Annotated in this window: 21 protein-coding genes and 1 rRNA gene; 5 read left to right on the top strand and 17 right to left on the bottom strand. The window is 42.3% G+C overall.

Features of this window, described 5'->3' with window-relative positions; genetic code table 11:
* Together ACSLGF_RS14635 and ACSLGF_RS14640 are read right to left on the bottom strand one after the other, a co-directional pair.
* Positions 1 to 86 (bottom strand): 16S ribosomal RNA (locus tag ACSLGF_RS14635); the annotation flags it as partial.
* Between the two features lie 315 nt (positions 87 to 401).
* Positions 402 to 1,280 carry a nucleotidyltransferase-like protein gene (locus ACSLGF_RS14640; protein ID WP_024425790.1) on the bottom strand — a complete coding sequence of 293 codons (879 nt, stop codon included), beginning with the start codon at positions 1,278 to 1,280 and terminating at the stop codon, positions 402 to 404.
* Between the two features lie 189 nt (positions 1,281 to 1,469).
* Here ACSLGF_RS14640 and ACSLGF_RS14645 point away from each other — a divergent pair, with 189 nt between their 5' ends.
* Positions 1,470 to 1,817: a YgzB family protein gene (locus tag ACSLGF_RS14645; protein WP_024425201.1), complete on the top strand. Its 348-nt coding sequence runs from the start codon at positions 1,470 to 1,472 to the stop codon at positions 1,815 to 1,817.
* A gap of 34 nt (positions 1,818 to 1,851) precedes the next feature.
* Here ACSLGF_RS14645 and perR read toward each other — a convergent pair whose 3' ends face one another.
* Positions 1,852 to 2,289 (bottom strand): peroxide-responsive transcriptional repressor PerR, encoded by a 438-nt coding sequence (gene perR, locus ACSLGF_RS14650; RefSeq protein WP_335349641.1) that lies wholly within the window; start codon positions 2,287 to 2,289, stop codon positions 1,852 to 1,854.
* Positions 2,290 to 2,448: 159 nt separating this feature from the next.
* Positions 2,449 to 2,916: a thioredoxin-dependent thiol peroxidase gene (gene bcp, locus ACSLGF_RS14655; RefSeq protein ID WP_456006690.1), complete on the bottom strand. Its 468-nt coding sequence runs from the start codon at positions 2,914 to 2,916 to the stop codon at positions 2,449 to 2,451.
* A gap of 129 nt (positions 2,917 to 3,045) precedes the next feature.
* Between bcp and ACSLGF_RS14660 the strand changes: the two genes are divergently transcribed.
* A complete protein-coding gene (locus tag ACSLGF_RS14660) occupies positions 3,046 to 4,341 on the top strand; it encodes a glutamate-1-semialdehyde 2,1-aminomutase (protein WP_456006692.1) in 1,296 nt (431 codons plus the stop codon).
* Between the two features lie 247 nt (positions 4,342 to 4,588).
* Positions 4,589 to 5,662: an FUSC family protein gene (locus tag ACSLGF_RS14665; protein WP_024718258.1), complete on the top strand. Its 1,074-nt coding sequence runs from the start codon at positions 4,589 to 4,591 to the stop codon at positions 5,660 to 5,662.
* A gap of 199 nt (positions 5,663 to 5,861) precedes the next feature.
* Here ACSLGF_RS14665 and ACSLGF_RS14670 read toward each other — a convergent pair whose 3' ends face one another.
* The 10 genes from ACSLGF_RS14670 to fabL all read right to left on the bottom strand — a co-directional run bounded on the left by ACSLGF_RS14670 (position 5,862) and on the right by fabL (position 15,485).
* Complete coding sequence (locus ACSLGF_RS14670; protein ID WP_456006694.1) at positions 5,862 to 6,758, bottom strand: ABC transporter permease; 897 nt, start codon at positions 6,756 to 6,758, stop codon at positions 5,862 to 5,864.
* A gap of 18 nt (positions 6,759 to 6,776) precedes the next feature.
* The gene (locus tag ACSLGF_RS14675; RefSeq protein WP_456006697.1) at positions 6,777 to 7,778 is read right to left on the bottom strand and encodes an ABC transporter permease; all 1,002 of its coding nucleotides are present in this window, start codon (positions 7,776 to 7,778) and stop codon (positions 6,777 to 6,779) included.
* A gap of 62 nt (positions 7,779 to 7,840) precedes the next feature.
* Positions 7,841 to 9,427, bottom strand: coding sequence for an ABC transporter substrate-binding protein (locus ACSLGF_RS14680; protein WP_456006699.1), 1,587 nt, complete (start codon positions 9,425 to 9,427; stop codon positions 7,841 to 7,843).
* Complete coding sequence (locus tag ACSLGF_RS14685) at positions 9,402 to 10,379, bottom strand: ABC transporter ATP-binding protein (protein ID WP_456006701.1); 978 nt, start codon at positions 10,377 to 10,379, stop codon at positions 9,402 to 9,404. Before ACSLGF_RS14685 ends, ACSLGF_RS14680 begins: the two co-directional genes overlap by 26 nt.
* Positions 10,348 to 11,370: an ABC transporter ATP-binding protein gene (locus ACSLGF_RS14690; protein WP_456006704.1), complete on the bottom strand. Its 1,023-nt coding sequence runs from the start codon at positions 11,368 to 11,370 to the stop codon at positions 10,348 to 10,350. The genes ACSLGF_RS14685 and ACSLGF_RS14690 overlap by 32 nt, the downstream gene beginning before the upstream one ends.
* Before the next feature lie 112 nt (positions 11,371 to 11,482).
* Positions 11,483 to 13,225 (bottom strand): ABC transporter ATP-binding protein, encoded by a 1,743-nt coding sequence (locus ACSLGF_RS14695; RefSeq protein WP_456006706.1) that lies wholly within the window; start codon positions 13,223 to 13,225, stop codon positions 11,483 to 11,485.
* A 96-nt stretch (positions 13,226 to 13,321) separates the two neighbouring features.
* Positions 13,322 to 13,852: a nucleoside tri-diphosphate phosphatase gene (gene ntdP / locus ACSLGF_RS14700; RefSeq protein WP_012009337.1), complete on the bottom strand. Its 531-nt coding sequence runs from the start codon at positions 13,850 to 13,852 to the stop codon at positions 13,322 to 13,324.
* A gap of 147 nt (positions 13,853 to 13,999) precedes the next feature.
* Positions 14,000 to 14,260, bottom strand: coding sequence for a YgaB family protein (locus tag ACSLGF_RS14705; RefSeq protein ID WP_456006709.1), 261 nt, complete (start codon positions 14,258 to 14,260; stop codon positions 14,000 to 14,002).
* Between the two features lie 175 nt (positions 14,261 to 14,435).
* Positions 14,436 to 14,672: a gamma-type small acid-soluble spore protein gene (locus ACSLGF_RS14710; RefSeq protein WP_456006711.1), complete on the bottom strand. Its 237-nt coding sequence runs from the start codon at positions 14,670 to 14,672 to the stop codon at positions 14,436 to 14,438.
* 60 nt (positions 14,673 to 14,732) lie between these two features.
* Positions 14,733 to 15,485 (bottom strand): enoyl-[acyl-carrier-protein] reductase FabL, encoded by a 753-nt coding sequence (gene fabL / locus ACSLGF_RS14715; protein WP_024425211.1) that lies wholly within the window; start codon positions 15,483 to 15,485, stop codon positions 14,733 to 14,735.
* An 81-nt stretch (positions 15,486 to 15,566) separates the two neighbouring features.
* Between fabL and ACSLGF_RS14720 the strand changes: the two genes are divergently transcribed.
* Positions 15,567 to 15,791, top strand: a complete 225-nt coding sequence (locus ACSLGF_RS14720; protein ID WP_456006713.1) for a hypothetical protein — start codon at positions 15,567 to 15,569, stop codon at positions 15,789 to 15,791.
* On the opposite strand, the gene mutY is transcribed toward ACSLGF_RS14720, so the two are convergent.
* Positions 15,778 to 16,878 carry an A/G-specific adenine glycosylase gene (mutY, locus tag ACSLGF_RS14725; RefSeq protein ID WP_456006715.1) on the bottom strand — a complete coding sequence of 367 codons (1,101 nt, stop codon included), beginning with the start codon at positions 16,876 to 16,878 and terminating at the stop codon, positions 15,778 to 15,780. The genes ACSLGF_RS14720 and mutY overlap by 14 nt on opposite strands.
* Before the next feature lie 191 nt (positions 16,879 to 17,069).
* Here mutY and ACSLGF_RS14730 point away from each other — a divergent pair, with 191 nt between their 5' ends.
* Positions 17,070 to 18,050, top strand: coding sequence for a metal-dependent hydrolase (locus ACSLGF_RS14730; protein WP_456006717.1), 981 nt, complete (start codon positions 17,070 to 17,072; stop codon positions 18,048 to 18,050).
* Between the two features lie 332 nt (positions 18,051 to 18,382).
* On the opposite strand, the gene rsoA is transcribed toward ACSLGF_RS14730, so the two are convergent.
* Positions 18,383 to 18,604: a sigma-O factor regulator RsoA gene (gene rsoA / locus ACSLGF_RS14735; protein ID WP_034664988.1), complete on the bottom strand. Its 222-nt coding sequence runs from the start codon at positions 18,602 to 18,604 to the stop codon at positions 18,383 to 18,385.
* Positions 18,552 to 19,154 (bottom strand): sigma-70 family RNA polymerase sigma factor, encoded by a 603-nt coding sequence (locus ACSLGF_RS14740; protein ID WP_456006719.1) that lies wholly within the window; start codon positions 19,152 to 19,154, stop codon positions 18,552 to 18,554. The genes rsoA and ACSLGF_RS14740 overlap by 53 nt, the downstream gene beginning before the upstream one ends.
* Positions 19,155 to 19,301: the final 147 nt, after the last annotated feature.

Below are 19,301 nucleotides of genomic sequence, written 5' to 3' on the forward strand. Positions count from 1 at the left end.
AGCAAGCTCCCTTCTGTCCGCTCGACTTGCATGTATTAGGCACGCCGCCAGCGTTCGTCCTGAGCCAGGATCAAACTCTCCGAGGTATGCAGGATGCATATCACACATGCGCTGCTGCACGATGCAGCGAACTTAGTATGTGATCCTTCCTGCCTCGTCAGCTTGACTGACTACCTATGATGTATCATAGGATTTTTTTATAAAAACTCGAATTAACAGGTACGTTTTGTCTTGTTTAGTTTTCAAAGATCATCTTCGTTATCGCTCAGAGGCGACTTTCTTAATATAACATTTGAGCACCGTGTGCGTCAAGTGTTTTTTAGAAATTCTTTTTGTCAGCTTTTCTTTCAAAGCAACTCAGTTGCTCATTAGCGACGTTTAATAATATACCATCATAATATTCATGCGTCAATATCTTTTTTCACAAAATATCCTCGATGATAGATTTTTTGTCCCTTTGTCTCAATTGGCTCCACTTGAACAATTCCTTTTTCCACAAAGAAATCAATCATGACGCTAAGGTCAGGCGTGAAATACTTAAGATCAGGATGTGCAAGAAGCTCACCAAAAAGCCATATATCCTTCTGTTCCATGACATGACGCAAATGAGCGGCACCAATTTCTGCTTTTGAATGGATCAAAAAATCATTCGCTAAAAATAAAAGTTCCAAACGCTTATGCAGGCTTTCGTGGCTTTCAATCAGTTCTGAATAAAGTTTATATACTTCCGGCTCCATATGACGCACTTGGTTCCAAACCGTCACTTCTGGATGGAAGCCTTTATCAATCACTTCAATACGTGCTAAGTGATGCAGGGCATGCACAATGGAATTATATGCATCAAGGAATTGATTTGACTCAAAAAATGCTTTTCCTTCTATATATCTGCGAATGAGCTTGCCATATTCTAAACCGATTTTGAGCTTGCGGTTTGAAAACGGGAATGTACTTAGTTCATCAATTAAGTTGAAGATATATTCATTTCGATCAAATAGGACTTTTCCATTCAAAATCCAATCAATGATTCGGCGGTTAGTGCCGAGGGTAATCCATTCTTTCAGCTGATCATCTGTGACAACATTTAAAGAAGCTGTTTGGTGATCGGATTCATAGTGTTTGATAAATAACGGCTCTTCCGCTTCTTTTACAATGACAAGAAGTGCTGCATCAAAGTTATCCGTCTCAGAAGATACTTTATGTCTTCTTTCTACTATAATCACAGCTAATGTGTCTGGATGGCTCGCTCGCTCTTGATAAATAGGACGGAGAAGATTTTCCATAGTGATTCCTCCAATACTCGGGTGTAAGGTTCTTCTCTAATGCTATGTATTTCTCCTCATAGAATCAAAATTCCTTCAATACATGAAAAAAGATCATTGAATCATTATAAGCAATTTATTCACAAAACTCTATAACTAATTCAAACAGAAAGGTAAAATGTGCTATATTGGAAATAAGGGGGACTAGGGATGGCGAAATACTCCAGTAAGATTAATAAAATCAGAACATTTGCACTTAGTTTGGTTTTTGTTGGCTTTCTGATCATGTATATCGGTGTGTTCTTTAAGGAATCGATCTGGCTGTCGACTTTTTTTATGCTGCTTGGCGTCTTATCGATCGGATTAAGTACAGCCGTTTACTTTTGGATTGGCATGCTTTCTACGAAGGCGGTACGAGTCGTTTGTCCAGGCTGTGAGAAGGAAACAAAGGTGCTCGGACGAGTGGATATGTGCATGCATTGCAGAGAGCCGCTTACTCTCGATCCAGCATTAGAGGGTAAAGAGTTTGATGAATCCTACAATCGAAAAAAGTCATAAAATAAGCTGACCATTCAACTGGTCAGCTTTTTCATTAATGATTTTCTTTTTTCGCACATTCTTGACAAGTTCCATAGATCTCCAAGCGATGATGACTGACTTTAAAGCCCGTCACATGGGATGCAAGCTGTTCAACTTCATCAAGGCCAGGATAGTGGAAGTCAACGATTTTTCCGCAAATTTCACAAATCGCATGGTAATGGTCAGATGTCGCAAAATCAAATCGGCTTGAGGAATCACCATACGTTAATTCCTTTACTAATCCAGATTCCCGGAAGACTCGTAAATTGTTGTAAACCGTTGCTACACTCATATTTGGAAATTTTCCTTCAAGTGCTTTATATATATCGTCCGCGGTTGGGTGAGTCATAGAATTTACGAGAAACTCCAAGATGGCATGGCGCTGCGGAGTAATTCGAACACCGGTTTCTTTTAGAGCATCTAAAGCGTCTTTTAGTTCGTGAGCAGCCATTTCATCATGCACCTCTCTTCAAAAATATTCTTATATTATAATCTTTATAAATAGTGTACCCCCAGAGCCGAAACTTTGTCAATTACAATCCTCTTTTTTACCTATTCTTCTTTACAAGAAAAAGACCGGCATGTCTGCCGATCTCATCCGGTGATGTGATTAAGCGTGAGCTTTCAATTCCTCAAGCGCTTCTTCTACGTGGTCTTTCACCTTTACTTTTCGCCATTCTTTCACAAGCGCTCCTTCTTTATTAATAAGAAACGTTGATCGTTCGATTCCCATGTATTCTTTGCCAAAGTTCTTTTTCAGCTTCCATACCCCAAAGGCTTCAGACAATTTTTGTTCATCGTCTACAAGAAGCAGGAACGGTAAATCATGTTTTTCTTTAAACTTTTGGTGCTTGTCCTGACTGTCTGGGCTTACGCCAATAATGACGGCATCTAATTCTGCAAAGCTTTGATGACGGTCACGGAAATCGCATGCTTCTGTTGTACAGCCTGGTGTCATATCTTTTGGATAGAAATAAAGGACAATATGTTTTCCTTTAAATTCAGAAAGCTTTACTTTCTCCCCATTGTCACCGGTTAATTCAATATCAGGTACTTGCTGCCCCACTTCGATTGTCATGACACAATCCCTCCAACCTATTTTTTAATTAGCCTATCCAATTTTGAGAGGATATTCAACTAAAGACGCTTGCATCGGCATGTTAAAATAATGATAGACGACGTGATACGTTGAGATAGGAGGCTATTTATGAAATTCACAGAATCAGAAACATTACATCAAGAGGCGCTGGAGCATATTGTAGGAGGGGTTAACAGCCCATCTCGTTCATATAAGGCAGTAGGCGGCGGATCACCCGTGGCAATGGAAAGAGGAGAAGGCGCTTATTTTTGGGATGTTGACGGGAACCGCTATATCGACTATCTAGCAGCATACGGCCCAATTATTACCGGACATGCTCATCCTCATATTACAAAAGCCATCACGAAAGCGGCTGAAACGGGTGTCCTTTACGGAACACCGACGAAGCATGAAGTCACGTTTGCGAAGATGCTGAAGGAAGCGATGCCTGCTTTAGATAAAGTTCGTTTTGTCAATTCAGGTACGGAAGCTGTGATGACTACGATTCGTGTAGCTCGCGCTTATACAGGCAGAACAAAGATCATTAAATTTGCCGGGTGCTACCACGGTCACTCTGACCTTGTGCTAGTGGCAGCTGGCTCTGGCCCTTCAACTTTAGGAACTCCTGATTCAGCGGGCGTACCAAAAAGTATCGCGAATGAAGTCATAACCGTTCCATTTAATGATATTGACAGCTACAAAGAAGCATTAGATCGCTGGGGCGATGAAGTAGCGGCTGTCCTTGTTGAGCCGATTGTCGGGAACTTTGGGATTGTGGAGCCTAAGGATGGTTTCTTGCAGCAGGTCAATGACCTCACTCATGAAAAAGGCGCACTGGTGATCTATGATGAAGTGATTACAGCTTTCCGCTTTATGTACGGCGGTGCACAGGACTTGCTTCAAGTAAAACCTGACCTCACTGCATTAGGTAAAATTATTGGCGGCGGTCTTCCAATCGGCGCTTACGGCGGAAAAAAAGAAATTATGGAGCAAGTCGCCCCGCTTGGACCAGCCTATCAAGCTGGCACGATGGCAGGAAATCCTGCGTCCATTCTTTCTGGTATTGCATGCTTGGAAGTGTTAAAAGAAGACGGAGTCTACGAGCGTCTTGATCAGCTTGGCGCTATGTTAGAAGAAGGAATTTTAGCCCATGCCAAAAAACATCAAGTAGATATTACAGTGAATCGCTTAAAGGGCGCTCTCACGATTTATTTTACAAAAGAAACGATTGTGAACTACGAGCAGGCTGAAAATACGGATGGCGAGATGTTCGCGCGCTTCTTCAAATTGATGCTCACGCAAGGCATCAACCTTGCCCCTTCTAAATATGAAGCTTGGTTCTTAACCATCGCACATACTGAAAAAGATATTTCTGAGACGCTGCAAGCGGTAGATTATGCGTTTGAACAGCTGAAACAATCATAATTGAGTGAAAAACAGACGTGAATTTGTGCGTCTGTTTTTTTATTGACCAGCTCTTGATTGTCAAAAGCAAGCGAATCTGTTACATTTTTTCTCAATACCTTCTTTTGATGTTTTCATGAACTTTCAAAAATCACTTGAATATTTCGGAAGACCGCTGTATATTACTTAGTTGTTTCATCAAAATATTTATAATAAATGACGAGTGATCATCTATTATCAAAAAGAAAGGAATGCAGGGACAAAACCAATGAAACTTGGAGCCCGTATTTTAAAAACTGGTATCGCCATTGTACTCGCGCTTTACCTGGCAACATGGCTTGGGTTGCCAACGCCCGTCTTCGCGGGAATTGCAGCTGTATTTGCTATCCAGCCATCTATTTATCGATCATTTTTAACGATTGTCGATCAAGTGCAAGCTAATATTATTGGAGCAGCACTTGCCATTACGTTCGGTCTGCTTTTCGGCACAGGACCAGTCATTATCGGCTTAACCGCCGTCATGGTCATCGCCATTAATTTAAAGCTGAAGATTGAACACACGATTCCGATTGCACTTGTAACTGTCATCGCGATTTTAGAAAGTGCAGGGGATCATTTCCTTTCCTTTGCCTTAATTCGAACAGCTACTGTGGTGTTAGGGGTACTTTCTTCATTTTTAGTGAATTTAATCTTCCTGCCGCCAAAGTATGAAACAAAGCTGGTTCATCACATTATGGAAAATACGGAGGAGATTTTAAAATGGATCCGTCTGAGCTCCAGACAGTCTACTGATCATTCCACTTTAAAGGATGACATCGATCAAATAAAAGAACGTATGATCAAATTAGATCACATTTACTTGTTATACAAAGAGGAACGAAGCTATTTAAAGAAAACCACGTATGTAAAATCAAGAAAGCTGGTTTTGTTCAGACAGGCAATTATGACGTCTAATCGAGCTCTGTACTTGCTGAAAAAGCTTCATAAATTAGAAAATGAAATTCATTTGATGCCAGAGCATTTCAGGGAAAGCTTAACTGATGAGATTGATTATTTACTATATTGGCATGAGCGCACCTTGATGAAGTTTGTCGGAAAAATGAAGCCGCAGGACGATGATTTTCAAAATGAATGCTCTCTTCGTCTTGAAACATTAACGAAATCATTTATTCAGCATCAGCAAAACCAAGAAAACGACTTGCTCGATTACAATATGCTGAATGTGATGTCCAGCATCATCGAATACCGTGATGAATTGGAACATTTAGATACATTGATTACAAGCTTCCAGACGTATCACCCAAAAGATAGTGAAATTGAGACAGAAGAAAAAGAAGCATAAACAGAAAAGACCGATTTCCGAGAATCGGCCTTAGATTGTTGACAAAGGGCTAAAATGATCTTTATTTTAACCCTTTGTCTTCTTTTTTCAGCGTAGCCTGAAAACCCTTGAATTCTAGGAAGGACGAGCACCGAAGCACAGACCTGACAAAGAATGAGAGGGTTTGCCTACACGCTGAGACCGATTCTTAGAATCGGTCTTATTTTATTTTCTTCATTTTAGGATCAAGTGTGTCTCTTAACCCATCTCCCATCAGATTAAAGCCAAGAACCGTCAGCATGATGGCTATCCCTGGGAAGAATAAAGTCCATGGGGCTTGAACGAGATAAGGCCTTGCATCGGCTAGCATTTTTCCCCACTCCGGACTTGGCGCCTGTGCACCCAGTCCTAAAAAACCTAAAGCTGCCGCTTCAATAATTGCCGTTCCGATCGCAAGCGTCGCCTGTACGATGACCGGCACCATACTATTTGGCAGGATGTGCCGCAGGACGATGCGGCGGTGTGACATCCCAACTGCCTTTGCTGCTAGCACATATTCTTCTTGTTTAATACTCAGCACCTTTGATCGAACCAGCCTTCCAAAGGTCGGGACGTTAATAATCGCTATGGCAATAAGGGCATTTTGTAAGGAAGGACCTAAGATGGAGACGATGGCAATCGCTAATAGAATGCTAGGAAAGGCGAGTAAAATATCAAATAGTCTCGAGATCACAGCATCCAGCACCCTTCCGCCATAACCGGCCATCAATCCAAGCAATGTGCCTAAAATGACTGACCCGAGAACCGAGAAGAAACCAACCCATAAGGAAATCCGCGCTCCATGTACAACTCTTGAAAATATATCTCTGCCGAAATCATCTGTACCAAACCAGTGCGCAGTTGAAGGTGCACTAAACCGCTCACCGAGTGATTGTTCATTGATTCCATAAGGAGCAATGAGCGGTGCGAAGATCGCTAGAATGAGAAATAAAAAGACAATCACACTGCCAATAACCGCAAGCTTGTGCTGAAAAAACTGCTTCATCGATTCAAGAATCAGTGATTGAGAGCGTTCTTTTTTTGGCTTAGGTGCTTGAAGCTCCTTTTGCGCTTCCATGTTGTCACTCTCCCTTCTCTAATATTTAATCCTTGGATCAATAACTGCATACAATATGTCCACGATGAAATTGATCAGGACAAAAATGAGCGCAACAACGAGAATACCTGTTTGAATGACTGGGTAATCACGATAGCTGATCGCATCGTATATATACCGCCCAATTCCTGGCCAAGCAAAAATCGTTTCTGTTAAAATGGCCCCGCCAAGCAAGAGACCTGTCTGAAGACCGATAATCGTCAAAATCGGAATGAGCGCATTTTTCAGCCCATGCTCATAAATAATGAAAAACGAACGTACCCCTTTTGCTTTTGCTGTTCGAATATAATCTGAATGGAGCACTTCCAGCATACTTGCCCTCGTAATCCTCGCAATAATCGCAGCAGGGATTGTTGCGAGTGCTGTACTTGGTAAAATCAAATGCTTGATGCTATCAGTGAATTGATCAAACCGGCCTTGCAAAAGCGTGTCCAGTGTATGAATATAAGTGATTGACTCCACTGGATTCCTCACATTTTCTCGGCCCGTTGTCGGCAAAATGCCTAATTCGATCGAGAATAACCACTGCCCCATTAAGCCTAACCAGAAAATCGGCATGGACACACCAATGAGAGCAATAAACATCGCGACATAATCAAAGAAAGAATGCTTAAACCAAGCACTAATGATTCCAGCATTCACTCCCACAAAAATCGCCAGCACCATCGCAAAAAATGTTAGTTCTAACGTCGCAAATAAGTAAGGCTTCATTTCCTGGGCAATAGCTGCTCCTGTTCGAATGGAAGTCCCTAAATCACCTTTTAAAAGGCCCAGCATGTAATGGCCGTATTGAACGTACCACGGCTGATTCAAACCAAGCTGGCTGGTTAATTGCTCTACTGCTTCTTTTGTTGCCCGCTGCCCTAAGATGACCTGTGCTGGATTCCCCGGTATAAACCGAATAATCGAAAACACGACCAATGTCATTCCGATCAGTACTGGGATGAGCATTCCTGCTCGTTTCATACAATAAGCAAACAAACAGCTTTCACCGCCTTTTGATTTGTTTGAATAAGGGGGATAAAATTCTCCCCCTTATTTGCTTATTCGAAATACACGTCAGTCAAAGCTTCTGAACCAGTTGGGTGCGGCTGGTATTCTTTTAAATCACTAGATGCTGCGAGCATTGGAATTGAATGCACCAATGGAATCCAAGGCGCTTCGTCATGGATGATCTCCTGCGCTTTTTTATACAGTTCATTTCGTTTCTTTTGATCTGTGTCTGTTTGCGCTTCAATTAAAATGTCATGCATTTTATCATTTTGAAAGAATGTATAGTTGTTGCCGCCAATGCTGTCTTCGTCCAGTAGTGTGTAGATGAAGTTATCAGGATCGCCATTGTCTCCTGTCCAGCCTAACAAGAACACATCCGCTTCCCCTTTACTTGCTTTATCTAAATAAGTCGCCCAGTCATATGTCACAATTTCTGCTTTGACGCCGACCTTTTCAAAGTTTGACTGAATGACCTCTGCTACCTTCATCCCATCAGGCATATACGGACGCGGAACAGGCATTGCCCAAAGCTTGATGCGAAAGCCGTCAGGGAAACCTGCCTCTTTCAATAGCTCTTTCGCTTTTTCTGGGTCATATGGATATGGCTCTATGTCGTCATTGTAGCCTTCTAAAGAGGGAGGAAGCGGATTTTTCGCTGGTTCAGCAAGTCCGCCATAAAATGACTCAATGATGGATTCTTTATCAACTGCATAATTGAGCGCCTGACGAACCAGCTTGTTATCAAGCGGCTTTCTCGTCACTGTCAGCCCGATATAGCCTACATTCATCGATGGTCTTTCAATGAGCTGGAGGGCTTTGTCCTTTTTAATGCCATCTAAATCAGACGGATTCACGCCATCCATTAAATCGATTTCGCCTGTTTTCAGCGCATTTAAACGAGCAGAGTTTTCTGGAATGGAGCGGAAGATGATTTGATTCAGCTTTGGTTTATCCTTCTGCCAGTAATTTTCGTTCTTTTCTAAGACAATGCGGTCGTTTTGCTTCCACTCTTTAAATTTAAATGGTCCTGTACCAACTGGATTTTTACGAAATGAATTGCCGCTTTTTTCAACAGCCGCAGGACTTGCGATGCCAAATGGTGACATGGCGATGTTTTTCAGAAACGTCGCCTGCGGGCGTTTTAGTTGAAATTCAATTTCATGCTCGCCTTTGACGATGATGTCTTTAATGACATGCCCCTTATCTTTTTTATAGCCGCCAAACATGCCGTAGTAAGGAAATTTTTCTGCATCGCCATTCATCCAGCGGTCAAAGTTGAATTTGACTGCTTCTGCGTTAAAGTCTGTGCCATCGTGAAATTTCACACCTTCTCTTAAGTAGAACGTGTAGGATTTCCCGTCCTTTGCAACATCCCATTCTGTAGCTAGGCCAGGATGGATGGTCGTGTCTTTCTCGCCGTAATTCAGAAGCTTTTCAAACAAATTCTCTGTGACCTTGAAGGTTTCACCTTCTGTCGTTGTAATCGGATCAAGTGAAGTGGAGTCTCCTCCTCTGCCGAATACGAGGGTGTCTTTTGTTGCCTTTTCTTCTGATGTTGGTGCAGACGAACATCCTCCTAAAAATAGCGCAAGTGCCAGCACAAAAATGAAACTACTGAATAACCATGTCTTCTTCATTGTGTTCCTCCTTTTGATATAAATAGCAGGCAGCTGCGTGGCCAGTTTCCTCCTCATACAAAGAAGGAACAGCTTGCAGACATTGTGCCCACCTTTTCGGACACCTTTTGTAGAAAGGACAGCCGCCTTCTACCGCCAAAGTGGACTCTTCTGCTTCCACATCCTGCGTCTCTAGCACGTGATCCATATGTGGAATGGATTTCAGCAGCAGCGAAGTATAGGGATGAAGCGGCTTCTGAAATACGTCTTCCGCAGGACCCATCTCTACAATGCGGCTAGCATACATCACAGCAATCCGGTCGCTCATATACCTGACAACGCCGAGATCATGAGAAATAAACAGATACGTAAGAGAAAGCGTCTTTTGCAATTCGAGCATCAAATTCAGAATTTGTGCTTGAACGGATACATCTAACGCCGAAACGGGTTCATCGGCAATGACAAGGCTTGGATGGGTGATGAGTGCTCTAGCGATCCCAATACGCTGCCTCTGTCCGCCGCTGAATTGGTGCGCATAGCGGTCTCCATAGGATGGATCAAACCCAACAATGTGCAGCATCTCTTTTACCCGCTTCAGCCTTTCTGCTTTCGCCCCGTGTTTATGAACAATAAGTGGTTCCTCTATAATATCTTTGATTTTCATTCGTGGATTTAAGGAAGCGTATGGATCCTGAAAGATCATTTGAATGTCTTTTCTTAAGGAACGCATGTCTCGTTCTTTCAGAAGTGTCACTTCTTGGCCTTTCATTTGAATAGAACCTGAAGTCGGTTCAGTCAATCTCATTAAGCTTTTGCCAAGCGTTGATTTTCCGCAGCCAGATTCGCCAACAATGCCAAGCGTTTCCCCTTCCTTCAAATGAAAGGACACTTGATTTAACGCCAAGGTCGTGTGTTTATTTTTAGAAAAAAAAGCTGATGTCTCATAACGTTTTGTCAGCTGATTCACTTGCAAGAGTGGGTGACTCAGAGTCTTCTCCTCCTTCCATTAGAAAACATGCCACGCGATGATTGTGTTCAATGGATTGTAAGGCTGGGTCGTTTTCTAGACATTGCGGCATTTGATATGGACAGCGTGGTGCAAATTGACAGCCGGACTGGATGGCTCCAGGCTTTGGTACGTGACCCGCAATAGAGATGAGCTTTTCTTTTTTCTCTTTAAATGATGGAACAGAGGCGAATAGACCTTTCGTGTAGGGATGCAGAGGTTTTTGAAAAATACGGTCAACGGTTCCTTCTTCTACGATTCGACCGGCATACATAATCATGACACGCTGGCATATTTGCCGCACGACACCTAGATCGTGGGTAATAAATAAAATAGCGGTGTTCATCTCTTCGTTTAACTTTTTGATCAAACGAAGAATTTGTGCTTGGATGGTGACATCAAGTGCAGTCGTCGGTTCATCTGCAATCATGAGCTTTGGGTGACAAAGCATGGCCATCGCAATCATCACACGCTGGCGCATGCCGCCTGATAATTCATGTGGATATTTTTTGAGTAACGATTCTGCTTGTTTCAGTCCAACCGTCTGAAGAAGATTGACCGCCTTGATTTTTGCTTCTTTTTGGCCGATTGCCTGATGTGTGAAAAGAGCTTCTGTCATTTGCTTGCCAATGGTCATTAATGGATTCAGAGAGGTCATTGGCTCCTGGAAAATCATCGAAATGTCATTTCCCCTCACCTTTCGCCACTGTTTCTCCGAAAGTGACAGCAGGTTTTGACCTTCGAATTGAATCTCACCCGTTGTTTCTGTTTGCTGATTCAGCCCCATTAATGACATCGATGTGATACTTTTTCCGCAGCCAGATTCGCCAACAATGCCTAAGGTTTCTCCTTTTTGAATCGAGAACGATATGTGATGGACGATCGGCACTCTCTGCTTTTTTTGCTGAAACGCAATGAATAGCTGTTTGACATCTAGCAACACGTCTTGTTCTTTCACATGTTCACCACCCCGTCATACTTTTTAAAATTGTATTGAGACAAGCTGGGAAATATGTCATGTTTTTGACAAGCATAAAAAAGCCTATCCGCTAGAATCGGATAGGCTTCTACTAATTTAATGTTTGAATGGTAAATAGATGGCGATAGTGGCTGTCTCGGTTCATTAATTCTTCGTGTGTTCCTTTTTCCACAATCTCACCTTGTTCCATAACGACAATTTGGTCGGCATGGGTAATGGTCGATAAGCGGTGCGCGACAATAAAGGTTGTGCGGTCCTTCGCTAGCTTTTGCATCGCTTCTTGAATATAATGCTCACTTTCTAAATCAAGTGCAGACGTCGCTTCGTCTAAAATGAGGAGCGGCGGATTTTTGAGAAATACCCTCGCAATCGAAATCCGTTGTTTTTGACCGCCTGACAACTTCACGCCCCGTTCTCCTACCTTTGTGTCATACCCTTCAGGAAGAGACATGATGAATTCATCGGCATTTGCCGCTTTGGCAGCCGATACGATGTTCTCAAAAGACGCTTCCGGGTCTCCAACAGCAATATTTTCTTTAATCGTGTCGCTGAATAAGAACGTATCTTGCAGCACCATTCCGACTTGATTTCGGAGGCTTCTTGCTTTGTACTCTTTAATATCAATGCCGTCAATTTCAAGTGACCCGTTTGTGACATCATAAAATCTTGGAATTAAGCTGACGAGCGTTGACTTCCCTCCACCGCTCATTCCTACAAGCGCAATTGTTTGTCCTTTTTCTACTTTTAAGGAGATATTATGTAAAATCTCTTCCTGTGTATGTTCATAGCGAAACGACACATTTTTAAATTCTACCTCTCCTTTTAAATCGTTGGCTTCTTTTGCATTTGGCCGATCTGTTACCTCATACGGCTCATCGATAAACTCAAAAATACGATCCATGGACGCAACCGACTGGGTTAAAGTCGTCGATGAGTTAATGAGACGGCGAATCGGGTTGTACATCCGGTCAATGTAGCCGACAAAGGCAATCATTGTCCCAATCGAAAGCGATCCATTAATCACGGTGTAGCCAGCAAATGCAATGATGAGCAGCGGCGCAATGTCTGTAATGGTATTGACGACTGCAAATGTTTTGGCATTCCAATTTGTATGGTTGATCGCTTTGTTTAAGAAATTCTTGTTTTCACCGTGAAAATTCTCTTGTTCATACTCTTCAATCGCAAAGCTGCGAATGACTGGCATTCCTTGAACTCGCTCATGCAAATGCCCTTGCACCTCCGCCAGCGCCTGTGACCGTTCTTTTGTCAGCTTGCGAAGTCGTCCGTAAAAATACTTCACAGCTATCGCATAAAGCGGAAAAATAATGACAGATACGATGGTGAGCTTGAGATCCAGTGTACACATAATGGCAATGACAATAAGGACGGTCATCAAATCAAGCCAAATGTTCATCAGGCCTGTAATGACAAATTCCTTCGTCTGCTCCACATCGTTGATCACCCTTGAAATGATTTCACCTGTTCTCGTGTTGGCATAATAACGGAGGCTTAGCTTTTGAATGTGCGAGAACAGCTTTTCCCGAATATCAAACAATACCTTACTGCCTGTCCACTGCGCATAGTATTGTCTGTAGTATTCAACCGGCGGTCTCATCACTAAAAATAAAACGAGCATGATTCCCATAATGATCAGTAGAGATGATGTCTTTTCTTCAGCCGACCCCGAGCCTTGGATGACATCATCAATGACATACTTTAAGAGCAGAGGCAAGGTTAAGGGTATCGAGAACTTGATCATTCCGATTACCATTGTCAATGCAATCTGTTTTTTATACGGTGTAACAAAAGCCATGTAGCGTTTAATGACCCCCATGTAAATCTCCTTCCCAATCTATCAGTGCCTCTTATCCGTACGCAGTCAAAAACCTGTTAGCTTATGTAAAGCCAAACAGGTTTTTGCTGCTCTTGCTTATTTTGTATAATGCAAAAAACGTTCATACCACATATCCACAAATTCAGGAGCAAACGGACCTTTCCGCTGGTGAATCCAATGCAGTAATGTATTCAGATGCTCTCTTAAGATACTATCGATTTCTTTTGGATAATTCATCTGCCTCTTATGATCTGCATATTCATCCTCATCCAAAATATTGTACGTCATGTCTGGAAAGACTTTGACATCTAAATCGTAATCAATATACTTAATTGCCTCTTCGTCTGTCGCAAAAGGAGAGCTAATGTTGCAGTAATAATATACCCCATCATCTCTAAGCATCCCAATTACATTAAACCATTGTTTTGCATGAAAATAGCAAATAGCCGGCTCTCTCGTCATCCATGTACGGCCATCGGATTCAGTCACCATTGTACGGTCGTTTGCACCAATGATACACAATTCCGTTGCTTTCAGAATGGTGGTTTCATTCCAAATCCTGTGGATCAAGCCATTATGTTTATAGCTTTGAATTTGGATGGTTTCTCCTTCCTTGGGATAGCCCATATTTTCTCCCCTACTTTCTATAACAAACAAACCTAACAGTCCAAAGACCTAATTTCCCAACTAAACATGTCTCTATTATATTATACCGTTACATAGTTAAAAAATGAAATGAAAAAGCCATTCAACCCAATTGAACGGCACACTCTCTTACATCACGGTTGAACTCTTCTCCATCTGTTTATATGAATTGATGACCTGTTCTGTCTGTTTTGTAAATAATGTTTGGACTTTTAGCAGTTCTTCTCGTTTCTGTTTGATTTGGTCATGAAGCCTATGCCGCTCTTCCTTTTTTTCATCTTGCAGCAATCGTTTTTCTGTTTCTAAGCACATGTCGAGTTCCCCTTGTACATCGAGCAGCTGGTCCATGAGCTGCATTTGCTTTCTTACAAGCTGATCGAAATCAGACATCTAACTCCTCCCTTTTCACTCAAATCCATTTTTTGTATCTATACCATTTCTTGAAAGGATGAAGAAGTCCTTTGACTGTTTATGTAGAGGTTTTACAGGTTTTGTCGGATGGTGGTGACAGGCAAAAAGAAAAGCACTTCATTCGTAGATGAAGTGCTTCTCTCTGTTTCAGTGATTAGCTGTTTTGTTGTTTGTTTTGCTCAGCTTTTTGGTTGTATTTTTTTACTTGCTGTGCGTCAGTCTCGCTAGCAAATTCAGTACCATATTGACCTTGAGCAGCAGCTTGGTTTTGTTTTTTCACTTGTTGTGCGTCAGTCTCGCTAGCAAATTCAGTACCATATTGACCTTGAGCAGCAGCTTGGTTTTGTTTTTTCACTTGTTGTGCGTTTGTTTTGTTTTGTTGTTTATCCATCATTATCACCTCCACGCACATTAATTTGTGCAGAAGGTATACATCCTATTCATGATTTTTTTAAACAAGCAAAGAACGTCCGCCATCCACAATAATCGTCTGTCCTCTAATCATGTCTGCCTTGCCTGATACAAGGAACTCCACGCTGTCGACCATGTCTTTAATTTCCACCATTCGGCCAGCAGGGGTGTTTTTCTTCGCGTCTTCTAAAAGCTCTTCTCGGTTCGGAAAGTGCTTTAGTGCATCTGTATCGATCGCGCCGCCTGATACTGCGTTCACGACAATATTTTTTTGTGACAATTCAACGGATAGGTAACGCGTTAAAGCTTCTAGTGCCGCTTTAGAGACGCCGACCACTGTGTAATTTTCAAGGTAGCGGATGGAGCCTAGTGAGCTAATGCTGACGATATGTCCGCCGCCGTTTTTCTCCATTAATTTTGCCGCTTCTTGTCCGCAAAATAACAAGGCTTTCGCATTGATATTCATTGTCCAGTCCCAATGGTTTTCTTCAAGGTCCATGATTGGGCGCTGAACGCCAGATGCCGCATTGTTGACAAATACATCTAAACGGCCAAATGTTTCATCGATTTGCTGAAACATGTCTTTGATTTTCTCAGGCTGGCCTACATTGGCTTTTACGACCAATGTTTTCACGCCCATCGCTTCAATTTCCTCCGCTGTTTCAAGTGCAGCTTTTTTGCTTCTTGCATAGTTAATGACAATGTCATATCCTTTTTCAGCTAGGCGAAGGGCAACTTCTTTACCGACACCTCTGCTGCTGCCTGTAATTAATGCACATTTACGTTGACTCATTATGGTTCATCTCCTGATTTGAATAGTTTTCGTTCATTCGCTTCACACTAATAGGAAAGTTCCTATTAGGAGGTTACATTCATGTATGTCGGACGCGAGTTAAGCCAGCTTGGCATGATGTCCAAGGATCAATGGAAAGATACTGAGCTTGCTTACTTTCATCATGCTTTCCAACAAATTTTACCTTATTTAAACGAAGAAGGGCAATCTAAGTATCGAGAAATCATTTCTGAAATCGAAAACCGCGGGGGTCTGCACAGGAATGAAGCCGATTACACCCACGGTACAACAGTTAAATATGACTAGGCTGCTCAAGTGCCATCTTCCATATTTTTTGATGTGAGACTGGCAGAGCAAATGCCTCAAATTCTTCTGTTGTGATTTTTTTTAACACAGTGTCATCAGATACAGAGGTCACACGTCCAAAGAAAACAGAAATATTCCAGATGAGGTGGGTAAATACGTGCTGAATGGTGCCTTCTAAATCACCAAGCTCCGCTTGTACACCTGCCTCTTCTTTTAGAAATTCAAGCAGCTGCTCTTTTTCCGTTTTTCTTCCCTTCACGGTTTCCAGGTTAGGGAATTCCCATAAATTCGCAAGGAGGCCTGTACTTGGCCGCTTATGAATATATAGGTGGCCTGCATCATCAAATAAAACCGCTGCTGCCATTGATTTGGCAGTAGGCTTTTTCTTTTTGCTTTTCACTGGCAGCTCATGCTGAACGCCTTCCTCTAAAGCCGAGCAATGCATGTTTACAGGGCAAATGAGACATGCAGGGGATGTTGGGGTGCAAATGAGCGCACCTAGCTCCATCAGCCCTTGATTGAATTCAGACGGCTTTTCCCGGGAAATGAGCTGATCGACAGCAAATTCGAACGTGTTTCTCGTTTTTGGTTTTGCAATGTCATCCCATATCGATAAGATCCGGGAAATGACCCTCATGACGTTGCCATCTACCGCAGGGTACGGCTTGTTGTAGGCGATGCTCAGCACTGCACCACTTGTATAAGGGCCTACACCTTTGAGCTTTGAAAATTGCTCTTTCGTATCAGGGACGACACCACCGTAGGATTCATATACTTCTTTCACAGCTGCCTGTAAATTACGCACTCTTGAGTAGTAGCCAAGACCTTCCCATGCTTTCATGACTTTTTCTTCATCGGCTAAAGCGAGATCCTTCACCGTCGGGAATTGCTCCATAAACCGGTGGAAGTACGGAATAACCGTATCCACTCTCGTTTGCTGAAGCATCACTTCTGATACCCAGACGCGGTATGGATCTTGATTTTCACGCCATGGCAGTGTCCGTTGTTCTTTTTCATACCAATCAATTAAATCATGCTGAAAGCCCGCAATATCTTTGCGGTCCAGCTTTTCTTGAATGTCTTTCATCTTTATACTCCTTCTCATTGAACCAAGGGCTAACGTTCTGAAAAGAACCTTATTTGTTGTATACTGTTTGTAGATACGTTAACATGTTACATTAAATCAAGACAAAGCAAAAGTGATTTTGCACATAGTCTTGAACGAAGACGTATACTTTGTATGATTGTTCCTAAGCATGACAACTAGGAGGTAATCAATTGGATACTGGTACTCATATAGTAATGGGCATTTCACTTGGGGGACTTGCACTTTTAGACCCAGCCGTCAGCGCAGATCCACAAATGGCACATGCCGTGATGATCGCGACCATTGCCGGCTCCCAAGCACCAGACATTGATACTGTGCTAAAACTAAAAAACAATGCGGTTTATATAAGAAATCACCGGGGATTTACTCACTCCATTCCGGCTGTACTGTTCTGGTCGTTGCTGATTCCGGCTGTGCTTTTCCCATTTGTGCCGGGGGCGAATTTACTTCACCTTTGGTTATGGACTTTGTTAGCCGTCGTGCTACATGTGTTTGTCGATATTTTCAATGCATACGGCACGCAGGCCATTCGTCCATTTTCGAAGAAGTGGATAGCACTTGGGATCATTAACACCTTTGATCCGTTTATCTTTTTTACACACCTTGCCGCCATTGTCATCTGGGCCATTGGCGGACATCCCGGCTATACGTTCATTACGCTGTATGCCGTGATTTTCTGTTACTATATCGTCAGGGTTATCATGCAGCTTCAGATTAAACGTGAGCTGCGTGCACGATTTGATGAGATTGAGGACATTATTATTTCGCCTACAATGAAGTTCAGACAATGGCGCATTGCCGTGAAATGCAAATCTTCTTTCCATGTCGGTCGCAGCATGAATGGAGAGATCGTCATTTTAGACACATTTAACCGTGTGCCGGTCCCTGATACTGAGATTATGAAAATTGCCAAGCAAGATGAAAACATTTCAGCCTTTCTCTCCTTCTCCCCTGTCTACCGGTGGGAAGTGGATAAATACAAGGATCATTATGAGGTCCGGTTCATTGATTTGCGCTACCGCAGCAAAGGTCACTATCCTTTCGTCGCGATCTGCCATATCGACATGGACCACCAAATCAAAAATTCCTATACCGGCTGGATTTTCAGTGAAGAAAAACTGCAAAAAAAATTAAGACTCGGCTCTGTGTGAGCGAGTCTTTTTTTGTGTTGTGTAGGGCTTGGCATTAGAAGGAAAGTACAATATTTTGATTATTCATTCGTGTAGATTTTGAACTGAATAGGCACTTGAATTTAAATAACTCGCAGAAACTGTGTTCTACGCACTCATGTAGAGTGCGACTGCGATTTCCGCCCTAATTGTAACATTTTTCAGGGAATGATTGTCAAAATCATCAGGATTCTAACTAGAATTTTGTTTTCCCCACTACAAAATATACATTTTTTCTCATTTTTGTCGAATAAAAAGGTGCGAATGCCCCGGGGATTTTATGTTCACCTTACATTCGCACCATCACCCCCCTTTTACAACTTCGTCATATATTCCACAATAAACTCCCAGAAGCCAGGTCCCTCTTGGTAAATCAGCCAGTCTACTTTTTCGATGAGTTTGATATAGAGTTCTTGTTCGAGGTCTTCTCTTTCTTGATATGCCGTGTTTTGTAGTTTCTTTTTGATCATGGGTGTGAAGGTTTCAATGAGTTCTTCCATTTCTCCATTGGTGATTTTGTCTTCGTTCACGGACATCTCCCCCTGTTTCTTCTTTTAGTTTGTTGAGTGCTTTTTTGTGAATGTTTGAGATGTTTTGTCTTGTTTTGCCCAGCCGGTCGGCTATTTCCTTCATCGTTTGGCCTTCGACATAAATATGGGTTAAGACCATTTTTTGTTTGTCTGTGAGCTGCTGGTAGGCCTTGTACAGCCTTTGATCTTGCAGGTGCTCCCCTAGGTCTTGCTGGTTGGAGAGCACGGCTTCATACGTATCTGTTTGAACAGGGTCTTTCACTTCTTGACGATCAGGATGATCCAGTGTGAGTGGAAAACGCTGCTGCTTCTTTTTCACTCGTTTGTCAAAGTCGACTGAAAAGATGCGGATCATTGTGGAGATATACTTGATGATGCGGATCTTCTGGTAGAACTGCTTGAACTCAGAATCTAGCTTTTTCGCATTTTCTTCGTTTGGCTCTTCCATGACTTGCCGGAGCAGCTGCTCGTTTTTCGGGTTGCTTAAAAACTGCTGAATGAGCGGGTGATCAATGATTTCCTTCCATTTTACTTTTAATAACAGCCGATAATCCATGTGCATCCTCCCCTTTGTTCCCTCTATTTGAATTAAGTGGACAAAAGTTAAAAAAAGTAAACTTCATGAAACGGGTCTAATGGTTCATTTTCTCCCGCTTTGCTTTCCTTTTCCTTCTTTCAGACCACCTATATAAAAGACGAGCAT

Source organism: Bacillus sp. A015 (genome assembly GCF_053851875.1).